Annotated in this window: 13 protein-coding genes; 6 read left to right on the top strand and 7 right to left on the bottom strand. The window is 57.9% G+C overall.

The window, feature by feature from the left end; all coding sequences use genetic code 11:
- Positions 1-177: 177 nt before the first annotated feature.
- From ACN0WW_RS11310 to ACN0WW_RS11290, 5 genes are all read left to right on the top strand, one after another.
- Positions 178-1,167: a peptidylprolyl isomerase gene (locus ACN0WW_RS11310; RefSeq protein WP_417612484.1), complete on the top strand. Its 990-nt coding sequence runs from the start codon at positions 178-180 to the stop codon at positions 1,165-1,167.
- A gap of 86 nt (positions 1,168-1,253) precedes the next feature.
- A complete protein-coding gene (gene ald / locus ACN0WW_RS11305) occupies positions 1,254-2,378 on the top strand; it encodes an alanine dehydrogenase (RefSeq protein ID WP_417612482.1) in 1,125 nt (374 codons plus the stop codon).
- A gap of 114 nt (positions 2,379-2,492) precedes the next feature.
- Entirely contained in the window at positions 2,493-3,464 is a 972-nt protein-coding gene (locus ACN0WW_RS11300) for an oxidoreductase (protein ID WP_417612480.1), read from the top strand.
- Positions 3,464-3,670, top strand: a complete 207-nt coding sequence (locus ACN0WW_RS11295; protein WP_417612478.1) for a DUF5818 domain-containing protein — start codon at positions 3,464-3,466, stop codon at positions 3,668-3,670. Before ACN0WW_RS11300 ends, ACN0WW_RS11295 begins: the two co-directional genes overlap by 1 nt.
- The gene (locus ACN0WW_RS11290; protein ID WP_417612476.1) at positions 3,667-4,185 is read left to right on the top strand and encodes a GNAT family N-acetyltransferase; all 519 of its coding nucleotides are present in this window, start codon (positions 3,667-3,669) and stop codon (positions 4,183-4,185) included. The genes ACN0WW_RS11295 and ACN0WW_RS11290 overlap by 4 nt, the downstream gene beginning before the upstream one ends.
- On the opposite strand, the gene rpoN is transcribed toward ACN0WW_RS11290, so the two are convergent.
- The 5 genes from rpoN to ACN0WW_RS11265 form a co-directional block, all read right to left on the bottom strand.
- Complete coding sequence (gene rpoN / locus ACN0WW_RS11285) at positions 4,182-5,690, bottom strand: RNA polymerase factor sigma-54 (protein ID WP_417612475.1); 1,509 nt, start codon at positions 5,688-5,690, stop codon at positions 4,182-4,184. The genes ACN0WW_RS11290 and rpoN overlap by 4 nt on opposite strands.
- Positions 5,691-5,692: 2 nt before the next feature.
- Complete coding sequence (gene lptB, locus ACN0WW_RS11280) at positions 5,693-6,463, bottom strand: LPS export ABC transporter ATP-binding protein (protein WP_417612639.1); 771 nt, start codon at positions 6,461-6,463, stop codon at positions 5,693-5,695.
- A 220-nt stretch (positions 6,464-6,683) separates the two neighbouring features.
- Positions 6,684-7,232 carry an LptA/OstA family protein gene (locus tag ACN0WW_RS11275; protein ID WP_417612474.1) on the bottom strand — a complete coding sequence of 183 codons (549 nt, stop codon included), beginning with the start codon at positions 7,230-7,232 and terminating at the stop codon, positions 6,684-6,686.
- Complete coding sequence (gene lptC, locus ACN0WW_RS11270) at positions 7,233-7,877, bottom strand: LPS export ABC transporter periplasmic protein LptC (protein WP_417612472.1); 645 nt, start codon at positions 7,875-7,877, stop codon at positions 7,233-7,235. It lies immediately after the preceding gene.
- A 57-nt stretch (positions 7,878-7,934) separates the two neighbouring features.
- The gene (locus tag ACN0WW_RS11265; protein WP_417612470.1) at positions 7,935-8,552 is read right to left on the bottom strand and encodes a ribonuclease D; all 618 of its coding nucleotides are present in this window, start codon (positions 8,550-8,552) and stop codon (positions 7,935-7,937) included.
- A 337-nt stretch (positions 8,553-8,889) separates the two neighbouring features.
- Here ACN0WW_RS11265 and ACN0WW_RS11260 point away from each other — a divergent pair, with 337 nt between their 5' ends.
- Positions 8,890-9,552, top strand: a complete 663-nt coding sequence (locus ACN0WW_RS11260; protein WP_417612468.1) for a cold-shock protein — start codon at positions 8,890-8,892, stop codon at positions 9,550-9,552.
- A gap of 142 nt (positions 9,553-9,694) precedes the next feature.
- Here ACN0WW_RS11260 and ACN0WW_RS11255 read toward each other — a convergent pair whose 3' ends face one another.
- Both ACN0WW_RS11255 and ACN0WW_RS11250 read right to left on the bottom strand, forming a co-directional pair.
- Positions 9,695-13,228, bottom strand: a complete 3,534-nt coding sequence (locus tag ACN0WW_RS11255; protein WP_417612466.1) for an autotransporter domain-containing protein — start codon at positions 13,226-13,228, stop codon at positions 9,695-9,697.
- A 339-nt stretch (positions 13,229-13,567) separates the two neighbouring features.
- The gene (locus ACN0WW_RS11250; protein ID WP_417612464.1) at positions 13,568-14,032 is read right to left on the bottom strand and encodes a Dps family protein; all 465 of its coding nucleotides are present in this window, start codon (positions 14,030-14,032) and stop codon (positions 13,568-13,570) included.
- Positions 14,033-14,130: the final 98 nt, after the last annotated feature.

The raw sequence follows: 14,130 nt of genomic DNA, 5'->3' as shown, positions 1-14,130 counted from the left end.
TGTTCCCCGGCGCAGGCCGGGGTCTAGGCGAGTCCTCGCGGTGCGTTTCAAGAGGCCGCGGAGCGACTGTTCTGGGCCCCGGCCTGCGCCGGGGAACAAAACAGGCTGTGCAGAGAAAGTGGACATTCTTTTCAATAGCGCTGTAAAGTTTGTATAGTTGATGAAGGAGAGAGCAGCATGAAACACCGGTCTCGATCAGCGCCCTTCGCTTTTTTCGCGATGGCAGCCGCCTGTTTTTCCCTGGTATCGCCAGCATTGGCGCAGGAAGAAGCACCGGCGCCAACGCCTTCAGAAGTCCTTGCCTCTGCCCCGGCCGAACACTGGCTGCCTATTCCGGTCGGCGACCTGCTGATCCTGACCCTGCCCGATGCTGCCGATGGCACAAAGCGGCAGGCGGTGATCCAGTTGCTCCCGGCCGGCCTCTCCGGCGGTCATGTCCGCAATGTCCGCGCACTCGCGCGCAATCACTGGTGGGACGGTACGAAAATCTATCGGGTGGCCAAGGATTTTGTCACCCAGTTCGGCGGCAATCCCGATGGCAAGGCACCGCCCAAGGCGCTCGAGACGGTGCCGGAGAGCGAATATTATAACGCTGCGCTGGGCGCGAAACGCGACACCGATATGGCAGCGCTCAAGGCCGCGGTCGAGTACAGCAACCAATATCAGGGCACGGCAATCCGTCCGCTGATGAAGATGATTTACGAAAATGGCGGCGCGCAAACAGTCGGCTTTGGTGGGGGCTGGCCGATCGGCAGCAAGACCGTCGATGGAGAAATCAAATTTTACCCGCTCACCTGTCGCGGGTCGCTGTCCCCCGCGCATTATGATCCGCCGGACACCGGCAGCGGCACCGAAATGTCGATAATCACCGGCGAAGCGGCGCGCAGCCTCGACACGACCTTCGGCATGGTCGGCCGGGTAATCGACGGGCTGGAGCATTTGCAGAATCTGCCACTGGGCACCGATTCGGGAGGCTTCTATGCCGACAAATCACAGCATATCCCGATAGAGTCGATCCGCCCGGCCAGCGAACTGCCGCTGGCCGAACAGCCAGCCTATGAATATCTCGCCAGCTACAGTCCGGCGCTTTTGCAATATATCGAAGCCCACGGCGGTTATGGCAATATTTGTACCGTTCCAGTACCGATCCGGAAAGTTTCAAACTAGTGTAATAATATTACAATGCATCTCGCGCCGACCGTCATTTGCTGGTAATGCAAAGCCGATAGACTCACCAGAACAGGAGCCTCCCCATGCGCGTCGGTACACCCAGGGAAATCAAGAACCACGAATATCGGGTCGGCCTGACCCCCGAATCGGTCCGCGAATTGATCGCGCATGGCCACGAAGTGCTGGTCGAAGCCGGTGCTGGCCTGGGCATCGGCGCGGAGAATGCGGAATATGTTGCCGCCGGCGCGACGATTGTCCCTACCGCAGCCGATATTTTCGAACAATGCGAAATGGTGGTCAAAGTGAAGGAACCGCAGGCGATCGAGCGGGCGATGCTGCGCGAAGGCCAGATCCTGTTCACCTACCTGCACCTTGCCCCCGATCCGGAGCAGACCGAAGATCTGGTCGCATCCAAATCCATCTGCATCGCCTATGAAACCGTCACCGGCACCGGCGGCCTGCCGCTGCTCAAGCCGATGAGCCAGGTCGCCGGGCGCATGTCGATCCAGGCCGGCGCAACGGCGCTTGAAAAGGCGCATGGCGGTCGCGGCATCCTGCTTGGCGGGGTTCCCGGCGTGGCCCCCGGCAAGGTCACCATCATCGGTGGCGGCGTGGTTGGCTTTAACGCGGCGCAGATGGCCTCCGGCCTCGGCGCGGACGTGACCATCCTCGACCGCAATCCGGACGTGCTGGAATCGGTTGGCACCCATTTCGAGACCCGCGCCAAAACCCGCTTCTCGAACAAGGCCAATATTGCCGAATGCGTCGCCGAGGCTGATCTGGTTATCGGCGCGGTGCTGATCCCCGGCGCCGAAGCGCCCAAGCTGGTCACCCGCGACATGCTCAGCACCATGCGGCCCGGCTCGGTGCTCTGCGATGTAGCGATCGATCAGGGCGGCTGTTTTGAAACGTCCAAGGCCACAACCCACGAAAACCCGACCTATGTGGTCGATGATATCGTGCATTATTGCGTTGCCAATATGCCGGGCGCGGTCTCGCGTACCTCGACCTATGCGCTCAACAATGTGACCCTGCCGCACACGCTGGCGATTGCCAACAAGGGCTGGGAAGCGGCGCTGCGCGAAGACCGGCATCTCGCCGAGGGACTGAATGTGTGGAACGGCCATGTCACCTACAAGGCCGTCGCAGAGGACCTGGGGTATGAATATATCTCGGCCGCCGAAATTTTGGGAGTGAAGGCGAAATAATCGATCGGTGTTGATCTTGTCCGTTGGTGGTGAGCTTGTTGAACCACGCTGCGAGACCATAGGCGCCTTTCGACCAGCTCAGGGCTAACGGATAGATCGAAAGGACAGACGAAAATGGCAGCAGCAGACCAGAAACCACTCGGATCGGGATTTCCCGCCAAGAGCGAACCACATGAAATCCTGGCCGGGATCGATCTGAACGGCAAGACGGCGATCGTCACCGGCGGCTATTCGGGCATCGGTCTAGAAACCACCCGGGCACTGGTCGAGGCTGGCGCCACGGTCATCGTGCCCGTACGCGACCCCGCCAAGGCGGAGGAGAATCTGTCGACCATCGAAGGCGATGTCTCGACTGCCAGGATGGACCTGGCCGATCTCGACTCCGTGCGGACCTTTGCCTCGTCGGTCTATGACAGCATCGACACGCTCGATCTGCTGATCAACAACGCCGGGATCATGGCCTGTCCGCTGGCCCGTGTCGGACCCGGCTGGGAAAGCCAGTTCGGGGTCAATCATATGGGCCATTTCGCGCTGACCAAGGCGCTGTTGCCGCTGCTTGAAAAGGCGCAAGCGCCGCGCGTAGTCGCGCTGTCATCGGTTGCCCACAAGCGGGCCGGCATCAACTGGGACGATATCCAGTTTGAAAACAGCGAATATCAGAAATGGGTCGCCTATGCCCAGGCTAAGAGCGCGAACGCCCTGTTTGCCAATGCGCTCAGCCGCCGCATGCAGGGCTTTGGCGGCCGCGCCTTCTCGGTCCATCCGGGCGGAATCTTCACTCCTTTGCAGCGCCACCTGCCGATGGAAGAACAGGTCGAACTGGGCTGGCTGAACGAGGATGGCACCGTCCCGCCGATGGTTGCCGAAATGTTCAAGACACCGGCGCAGGGGTGCACCACAAGCCTGTGGGCCGCCACCTCGCCGCTGCTGAAAGACATGCCGGGTGTATATTGTGAGGATTGCGACGTGGCGCAACTGGCTGGCGAGGATTCGCTGCCTTTCCAGCATTGTGCGCCCCATATCGCCGATGATGAGGCGGCCGAACGGCTCTGGGAGATCAGCGAGAATTTGCTCGCCGCTGCCTGATGGGGACCGAAGAGCAAAGCGATCAGGAATATGCGGGTCTGTTGCAGCGCGATGTGGCTGGCTTCCTGCTGCAATGCGACGATGGCAGCCACTATCGGCTCGAACTTTTGCGCACACCGATTGATGCAGTCGAGAAGCGGGTGGTCGTGACAGGCCGCCTCTCCGACCAGTCCATTCTCGAAGCAAGCGGGGTCCGACTGGCGTGAAATTCCGGTCGGCAGAAGCACAGGATATCGCCGCGCTCCATGCGTTGATCGAAAGCGCCTATCGGGGGGACAGCGCCAGACGAGGCTGGACCCACGAAGCTGACCTGCTCGGCGGCCAGCGGACCGATACGGAAGCGCTGCGCGCCATCATCGATGATGCGGATCAGGTGATCAGGATCGCTGAACAGAAGGGAATGGTGCACGGCTGCGTGCAGCTATCACGCGTTAATGACACCACCGCCTATCTCGGGCTGCTAACCGTGGACCCGTCGCTGCAGGCCGGCGGTCTGGGCAAACAGCTATTGGCCCATAGCGACGATTATGTCCGCGACACGTGGGGATGCCAGGCGATGGAAATGACCGTGATCAAGCAGCGGGCTGAACTGATCGCTTATTATGAACGCCGGGGCTATGTCCGCACCGGCGAATATCGGCCCTTCCCGCACGGTGATCCGCGCTTTGGCTTGCCAAAGACCGATCAGCTGGAATTTGCGGTGTTGCGCAAGACAATCTAGGCGGCCTTGCCTTCGAGCGCTTTCTGGCGGCGGCGCTGCACCGAACTGCCGAGGCCCAGCGCTTCGCGATATTTGGCGACGGTCCGCCGGGCAATGTCGAACCCCTTGTCCTTTAACAAGGCCACCAGCTTGTCGTCGGACAGGATTTTCTTCGGATCTTCCTCGTCGATCAGGGCCTTTATATGACTCTTGACCGCCTCGGCCGACGCCGCCTCGCCGCCAGTGGAAGACTGGATCCCGCTGGTGAAAAAATATTTGAGCTCGAACGTGCCGCGCGAACAGGAGAGATATTTGTTCGATGTCACCCGGCTGACCGTCGACTCATGCATCTCGATCTTCTCGGCGACATTCTTGAGCGTCAATGGCCGCAGATGCGCCACGCCCTTGCGGAAGAAGGCCTCCTGCTGTTTGACGATCTCGGTTGCTACCTTGACGATCGTCCGCTGCCTCTGGTCCAGCGCCTTGACCAGCCAGTTGGCATCGGCGAGGCATTCGTTGAGCCATTCTTTCGACTGCTTGTCCTGTGCTCCGTCCTTCAGCTCGCTATAATAGCTGCGGTTGACCAGCACCCTCGGCAAGGTCGCGCTATTCACTTCGATGATCCACTTGCCCGCCCGTTCCGCGATAAACACATCGGGCACCACCGACTGCACATCGCCGCCACCGATTTTGCACCCCGGCTTCGGATCGTAATTGCGCAGCTCGCTGATCATATCCATCAGATCTTCATCATCGACCCCGCAGATGCGCTTCAGCTGCGGCAGCGCGCCCTTGGCCAGCAGACCGAGATTGTCGATCAGCCGCGCCATCGCCGGATCGTAGCGATCCGCCTCTTTCGCCTGCAGGGCCAGACATTCAGCCAGATCCCTTGCGCCAACACCGACCGGGTCAAGGGTCTGGACGACGCCCAGCAGCCGTTCGATATCCACTAGCCCGACATTCAGCCGTTGCGCCAGTTCCAGCAGGTCGGCCTGAAGATAGCCGCACTCGTCAATCTGATCGATAATATGCTGCGCCACAAACAGATCCACGCCTGACAGGATTGCCCCGGCCTGATCCATCAAATAGTCGGTGAGCGTCATTTCCGCGACCAGCATATTCTCGTAGTCTGGCGCCTCGCCTGAGGTTCCTGCCCCCGAAGTTGCGCCATTGATGCCCAACTGGCCATCGAGCGCTCCGTCACTTTGTGACAGGCTGTTGTTCGAGAAACTATCGGTATCGCTCGGCATATCGAGAGCGGATTCGGATTCGGCAGGGCCGGACGTCAGGATTTCATCGCTGCCCTGCGTCGCGGCCTCTCCTGCGCCGTCCCCGCCATAGTCTGCCTCGTTGCTTTCCGTCGAAATCTCTCCGGTATCCAGCAGCGGATTCTTCTCAAGCTCGTCGGAAAGAAACGTCTCAAGTTCCAGATTGGACAAGGTCAGTAGTTTGATCGCCTGCTGCAATTGCGGCGTCATCACCAGGGACTGGCTTTGTCGCAGATCGAGACGGGGGCCGAGAGCCATGGCTATAGAGCGAAACCTTCGCCCAGATAGAGGCGGCGCACATTGGCGTCGGCAACCAGATCCTCGGGACTTCCGGCGAACAGGACCTGCCCATCATAGATGATACAGGCCCGGTCGACGATATCGAGCGTCTCGCGAACATTATGGTCGGTGATCAATACGCCGATCCCGCGCTCGCGCAATTGGCAAACCAGATCGCGAATGTCGGCGATCGACAGCGGATCGATACCGGCAAAAGGTTCGTCCAGCAGGATGATCGACGGGCTTGCGGCCAGCGCACGGGCAATCTCGCACCGCCGCCGCTCACCGCCGGACAGGGCCATTGCTGGCGAACTGCGCAACCTCGTCAGACCAAATTCGTCGAGCAGGCGGTCAAGCGTTTCCGCCCTGGTGCTGGCATCGGGTTCAACCATCTCGAGCACTGCGAGGATATTCTGCTCGACGGTCATGCCGCGGAAAATCGAAGTCTCCTGCGGGAGATAGCCGATGCCCAGAATCGCGCGGCGGTACATGGGGAGCGCCGTGATATCCTCACCATCGAGCATGATCCGGCCAGCATCCGGGCGGACCAGACCCATCACCGAATAGAAACAGGTGGTTTTGCCGGCACCGTTGGGCCCCAGCAGACCGACAACTTCACCGCGTCCGACGGACAGCGACACATCGGACAATACCGATCGCTTGTCGTAGCTTTTGGCAATTGAAACCACCGCCAGCCCATGTTCCATCGCATCACTGGCCATGGCAGCGCCGGGATCGGCCATGGCTGGCATATCAGATATGGCTGTATCGTTCATTGTTGGTCCTCATATGCATGGCGTGTCTTGTGCTTTGGTTAACAGCATGCCCCAATCCGATGCAAAGTGGCAAGCTTTGTGCATGGCAAATCGGAAACGAACTGTTCTGAACATAATCGAGTCTGGATACCGCAGGAACTAGCGCTTTTGCCTCATTCGAACATTGCGCTGCGCGTGATAGCCGGGAAGCGAGCGTTTAATTTTTCCGCTGCGGCACCGTAAAGGTTCCGGACACGCGGCCATTGGAGTTCTGCGTGCCGACCGAAGACCCGCCCGTCGAGCGTCCGTCGATCGTCGACCGGCCCGACGTGAGGTCGATAATCACCCGGCCACCGGAAAGACGGTTAGACCCCTGGTTCAGCGTCACATCGCCGATCAGCGTGATCAGCCGCCGATTGAGATCATATATGGCCACGTCGCCGGTAGCGGTGTCGCCCGCCATGCGAATGGTCACGCCGCCAGAGGCGTCGATCCGGTCAATCTCGATGCCGCCAGCGTTCCGGTAAGCCACGGTCATGCGCGCAGAATTGAGCACCATGCCGGCCTGCTCGACCTGAACAGAGCCCGACAGGACGACGCGATCGGCGCGATCCTGGACTTCAATCCGTCCGGCGTTGAAGGTCACGGGCGCGTTGCTGTTGTGACTTCCGAACACCTGCGCAGGAGCGGGCGCCGCCAGCAGCAAAAAAGAAGCGGCGACAACAGCCGATCCAGCGGAAAGGGAAAGGAATAGGTGCAATTTCATCTAACGCCTTCTTAGTCCATTTTGTTCGATCCGCAAACGCGCATTGCCATTGAGGCTGACCGTGCGGTCGGCCAGATCGGCTTCAAGTCTATCGGCGCTAAACGTTCCGATATTGGTGCGTCCCTCAACCGTGCCAACGCTCCGCAAGGTCCGTTGTTTGAGGTCGACGGTGACATCGTTGGTGGAAAGGCGATAGCCGTTGGCGGCTTCAACCTGCACTGGCCCCGGCACCCGCACCTTTTCCTGATCCATGTCATATTGACCGCCCCGCGCCCGAATCTGGGCCGGGCCTTCGCTCAGCAAGATGCGGGCGGACAGATCGCTCAGATCAACGACTGGTTCGCTGGAGCTTTTCTGAACCGCAGACCCGGCTTTCAGGGAAAACGGGCGGCCTTCACTATCTTCGCCGCGATACAGCGCTTCGGTGACGCGCATCCGCTCCTTGGCCACCTCCACACTATTCTTGTCCAGCACGAAACTGAGTTCGCCGGTCATTGTGAACGGTGCCAATGCCAGCATCGAACCCAATACCCCCACACCGACCGGAAGGATGAACCGCAGCCATTTTATATTGCGATCGTGCTTGCTGTTGGGTGCAGCAAACTTTTGACGCCTGGTGCGGACGATTTTTGCGGTCGCTACCATGGCAAACCGAGAGCCCCGCGATCGCAATGATCTATTGTGGACGAAATGGTCATCGGCTCAGGCATGCGCGAATATGTCGGTTTCCGGCCAGCCAGCGAGATCCAGGCGAGCCCGATCCGGCAGAAAATCAAAACAGGCCTGCGCAAGGGCGGTTCTGCCTTCCCGCTCCAGCCGAATCTCGAGTTCATCTTTCAGCCGGTGCAAAAAGCGAACGTCCGATGCGGCGTAGTCTTTCTGGGCATCGCTGAGCTCGGGGCTGCCCCAGTCGCTGGACTGCTGCTGCTTTGAAATATCCTGGCCGAGCAGTTCCCGGACCAGTTCCTTCAGGCCATGGCGATCGGTATAGGTCCGAATGAGGCGCGACGCGATTTTTGTGCAGAACACCGGCTCCGCCATCACGCCCATATAATGTTCGATGGCGGCAAGATCAAAACGGGCAAAATGATAGAGTTTCACGCGGTTCGGATCAGCGAGAATGGCGCGGAGATTGGGCGCCTCGTAATCGCTGTCAGGGCCGAAGCGGACCAGATGCTCGTCGCCCTGGCCATCCGATATCTGAAGCAGACATAACCGATCGCGATGAGTCTGGAGTCCCATGGTTTCGGTATCCACAGCGACGGCTCCCTCATCCAACACGCCCGCAGGAAGATCTTCCTCATGAAAAAAAACTGCCATTACTATCTGCCTGTGTAATTTATCTTTGAGCCGACGCCATTTTCGCAACCGAGGCGTCTGTGCAATGCCATTTGGCGCAGACCGGTTCAAACCGCAAGTTTAGTTTGGGCGGCTTGCAGAATTGACAATGCTGTATAGCGGATCTGTTCGCGAAGCTATCTGCAAGATCGAATCCTTCGGGTCGCCAGGCCATTCACCGATTTCATTCGCTTATTCGTCTGTTTTTCTATATAGTTGAGATGCACGACGTTTGGATTCGTGTAAAACAGTGTCCCGGAAATCGTCCGCTGTGACATTGCTATATTGGGCAGGACGAATTGAAAGTGACGATTTAAGAATGGGTTTTGACAGAAACCGGCGAGGCAGAGGCCGGGACAAGCGCGACAGCTTCGGTGACGAAAACTTCGATGGATATCAAGGCGATAGTGGCCCGCCCATAGAGCGTTATACGCGGCCAGACAGCGATTCTGGTGGCCCCAGACGCGGCGGCGGGATGCCGGATCAGGTGGTCGGCGAAAGTACCGGCACAGTGAAATTCTTCAACGCACAAAAGGGCTTTGGCTTCATCGTACAAGATGGCGGCGGTGAAGACGTGTTTGTGCATATTAGCCAGGTGGAACGCGCTGGGCTGAAAGGCCTTGCCGAAGGCCAGACATTGCGCTTCTCGCTAGTGGACCGTGGCGGTAAAGTCTCCGCTTCCGACATTCAGATCGAAGGCGATCTTATTGAGGTGCCGAGCGGCGGTGGCCGTGATGATCGTGGTGGTCCTCCCCGGCGGGAACTAACCGGCGAAAAGGCCAGCGGCACGGTGAAATTCTTCAATGGCACCAAAGGCTTTGGCTTCATCCAGCGCGATGACGGTCAGCCCGACGCATTTGTCCATATTTCTGCGGTCGAACGGGCCGGGATGCGCGGCCTAGAAGAAGGCGACAAGCTTGAGTTTGAACTGGAAGTCGATCAGCGCGGCAAGACGGCGGCGGTCAATCTGGTCGCAAAATAACTTTTCCGGTTAACTGAATGAGAAAGGCGGGCATTGACCCGCCTTTTTTTTGCGCCGGTAACAAACCAATCCCACCGATCGCGCAGGCACAAAAAAGCCCACCGGACGCATCCGGTGGGCTTGTTGTTTCAGAAAGCCGCTATCAGAAGCGGATGGTTGCCGAGGCGGACACGCCGCGTGCTTCCGCATCATAGCGCTTGATGGTGGTAAATCCGCTCAGACCAAATGACAGGTTGCCGGTATTCACGCGAATGCCCGCAGATGTTTCAAACCAGTCGTCATCCTGACCAGCCAGAGCAAATGGCGCGAGCAGGCCAACACCATTAGTGAAGTTTGCCCCGACATTTGTCTGCGCATCCTGGAATTCGTGGACATAGAATGCCGAACCGAAGAACTGCACATTGCTGCCAGCTCCCCCTTCAAATTCGGCACCCGCACGACCTTGCAGACTGTCATAATCGGGCCGCGCCGTGGTCAAAGCCATCGGTCCGCCCGTTTCGATCACATTGCTGAAATCGATCTTGGTCGCGCGCATCCCCACCGTCGGGGCGATAGAGAAGCCACCGGTACCGAGCTTGTAGGACAGATCCACAGACGATGTGAACAGCAGGTTATCGTCTTGACTGTTGAGCGTGTACAGCTGCGGACCCAGCGCCAAGTTGCGCTGCGTGGACGCTTCATAAACACCCGCAGTCACCTGCGTATCCAAAGCAAGCTGTCCGAGCATGGTCCGCCCATAGAGCGTGCCGGTAATCGTCTTGCCACTTGCAGTGTTGCCAAGAGCGGCGGTCGCATCAAGATCGGTGTAATGGAAGCCGAAGCCGATCATGCTTGTATCGGACAGGAAATGTTCGATACCGGCGGCAACGAAGAATCCGTCGAATTCATCCTTGCCTTGAGCCTGACCAGGCAGAGGCGCAGAACGACCCTCACCATCGATATATCCGCCCGCCAGATAGACGGCCATATCTTCGTTTACGCCATTGGATATCGTTTCGACATCCTGTGCCGCGCTAGCGGCCGCAAAGTCCGTCATAACGGCAGCATTTCCGCTGGCACGGCCATTCAGCGCCATCGATGCGGTCTGCAGTGGTCGTCCCATGGTAGCGATCGTGCCGCCACTGGAGTCCCGATCCGACAAGGCGATGCGGGAATCGAAGAAGTTGGCGATGTTGGTCGCCACCGACTTGCCGACCGAGCGCACCGTGCTTTCGGTCGTCGGGGCCCAGCTGTTAAAGGTCGACTGGATTGTCGCGGCATCGGTGAAATCAAGGAATGTGTACAAGTCTAACACAGCCGCGTTTCCACGATTGCGGTCCATCAGGGCCGCATAGCTGACCTGAACAGCATTGGATTGATCGATCACATTCTGATAGCTCTGCGCCCGAACCGTCAAATCGACAGCATTGGCGCTGTAGCTGAGGCTCGACAGCAGGATTGCCGAAAGATTCGGAGCGCCGGCGAACTGATCCGTCACGCCGCCGTCGGCCGTCAAGATCCGATATGTGCTTGGCGTAGCGGTCTGGAAGCCGTCTACAGGCGCCAGTCCGATATTGCCGCCAACATTGGCTTCACCGGTAACGGCAATGCTATCGGAATTTCCGGGTGCACCAAGATCAAGGAACAATGTCGATCCCGAAGACAGAACCAGATTGCCGTTGATGTTCAAAGTGCCGATGGTTCCCATCGTGCCCGGTGCGATAGCACCAGAGATGTTGGTCAGGAACGGAGCGTTAATGGTTCCCGATCCCGACAGCAATCCAGCAAAGAGGGAATAATCACCCACACTGCTCAATGTACCATTGACGGCAACGCTGCCAGCAGTCTGGTTGACATCGATCAAGGCAGAAAGGCTTGATCCCGAATTGATCGCCAATCCGGCCGTGCCACCAACATTGAGGCGGTCGATCGTCACATCGCTGTTCAATGACGTTGTACCAGCCTGATTCAACGTCACTTCGAAATAGCGCGCCTTCACTCCACCAGCGACATCAGCATCCACATTATCGGGGACGAAATCGGTCGCGCCTGGCAGACCATTGGCCAAGGTTGGATCCGGCAATGGATCGCCGCCAGCTTGTGCTTCTTCCTCGGCTTCATCAGGGCCAGCGTTTGCGGCTGGTACAGCAGCGACCGGCGTAGCGCCGCCGCTGATTGCGATTTCGCCAACTGGCGTTGCGCCGCCACGGATGGCAACATTTTCAACGATGGATGCTCCGCCGCGGATGGCGACATTATCTACCAGCATATCGCCGCGAATAGCCGCGTTGGCCAGCGACTGCGGCCGCCCCGAGGCTGGCGCTGCGTTCACTGCCGTTGCCTGAACATCGGCAGACGCCTCGACCACAGGTGCAGCGGGCGATGCCGCAACTGCTTCTACGGGCGTGGCGTTCGGAACAGAAGCTACGCCGATGCTGGAGGTTGGCGCCGGCGTTGGTGCGGGCCGCGATGGTGGCACTTCTTCGCCGGTTGCAAAATCATAGCAACCGTCGCCCGGATTATCACCTTCCGGATCGAAGCACACATGTCCAAATTCCGGGCTATCGCCGAAACGGCCAGCGGACTGGGTGTCGGGGAAACCGTTTACGACATTTCCGTCGGCATCAATGATGCGGTAAGCAGGGTCCAGATCGGTCTGCCAGTGTGTCGCATCTTCCCAATTGCCGTCACCTGCCTTTGCACTCACGTAGCGATATGGATTGGTTGCCGCGATATAATCAGCAAACAGGAACAATGGCTGATAAAAGCTTTCTGTTCCGTAGGAGCTGAAAACCTGTGGGCCAAAGAAACGCGAACCACCGGACAAGACGCCAATTTGCAAATCTTCGGTGGACAGGCTGTTATTCGCTGCATCCAGAATGAGCGGACCGCCGGAATCGCCGCCTGCCGTTGTGCCTTCGCGTTCGCGGGGTTCGTCCTTGTACAGGTTAAAGTCAAATGGATTGGTTTTGTTCGGATCGTCAAAATCCATCCGGTACAGAACCTGTGGCAAGCCACCCGTGGTATCACCGAAAAGCCATGCATCGCGAGAGTCAAAGGAAGACAGTGAACCAAGCATATTTTCCGCAGCACGGCGACGCCAGTCAATGCCTTGTGAAGCACCGGTGGTGCCGCTGCCGGTGCGGCCATAGCCAGTCATTTTCACATGATAGCCCGTGCCATCCTGATCACCAATCGAATCGGGGGTCGGCAGCGGTGAGAAAAGCAACGCCCAAGTGGGGATATTGGCTGCCGGATCAGACAGCGTGGCAAGCGCGATGTCGCCTTCCAGAAAACCGACGCCTTGAGGTTGCGCCAAGGATTCCGGATTATAGGCAATCTGGCTGATATTATAGACAAACAAATCGGGATTGGAGGCAAAGCCGTTGCCAATCCAATTCTGAAAGCCGGGAAGGGCATTGACGTTGAACGAAAAGGCCGACTGAATTGTGCCGTTGGTGTCGTAGTCCGTTTCTGGACGGTCATTCACGCAATGGGCAGCAAATAATACCGTCCGCGGATTAATCAGCGTGCCAGTACAGACAAATCCGTCATTGCGGTAAAACATGCCGACGCCATTGACGCCGCCTGCTTCGTCGACAATTTCGTCCGGAGTATAATTATCGTTGGGCACGATAGCCTGTGCTGGTGTCGCCAGAGCAAGCGTGGCGATTACGCTCGCTGCCGCAGTACGCAACAGTACAGATCGATTAGATTGTCCAAAATTCCTGTGCATGAAAGAACGTCCCCTATAATATTCATCTACAATAGACTTCAGGCGAATGTTCTGCTTGATTCTGGGACCCAAATCAAAGCTAAATTTTCCGGGATCCACGGCAATCGACGGCAAAGTCTTGTTTTCGGCGAATATTGGGGATCCCGACAACGCATTTTAGTTTCATCTGTGATGATTGGGCAACAGGTTTTCCAGGTCTCAGCCAGACCGCTGCCGCCGCCCTACTGATATTCAGGCAAGCGGCAGCGCCGGGCTTTTGCTTTTCAGCCATCCCATTATTGAAGAGGACACTGTGGACGATCAGTCTTTCTGCGCAATCTCCAGCAAGAACCACGCACGCTCTTCGGCCTGATCCGTCCAGTCGTCAATCAGGCCATCGGTCGCGTTATCACCCGCTTCTCCGGCCAGCTCTTTCGCCTCACGAAGTTGTTCGACCAACTTCAGATTGTCCGCACGCAACTCGGCCAGCATATCAGCTGCAGCCACCTTGGCATCATCATTGTCGACGATGCTCTGTCGTTTTGCGATGTCGCCAATCGAGGTCAGGGTGCGAAGACCATTTTTGCGAACCCGCTCGGCAATCAAGTCGGTGGTCGCCAGAATTTGGGACGCATGCTCGTCAAACATGAGATGATAGTCCCGGAAATGCGGGCCCGAAACATGCCAGTGGAAATTTTTCGTCTTGAGATAAAGGGCAAAACTGTCTGCCAGAATTCCATTCAGTGCTTCGGCTACAGCCTTCTTTGCATTGTCACCAGTCGTCATTGTCATTCTCCTTTTCGGATCTGTCTAGTCTATGACAATGTAATATATTGCTTTGACGCCTTAAGATAACCGGAAGATTTGCTCTCTCAGATTGATAA

It is taken from the genome of Parasphingorhabdus sp. (genome assembly GCF_048269865.1).
Classification (GTDB): domain Bacteria; phylum Pseudomonadota; class Alphaproteobacteria; order Sphingomonadales; family Sphingomonadaceae; genus Parasphingorhabdus.
This window is presented reverse-complemented; position numbering and strand designations above follow the sequence as displayed.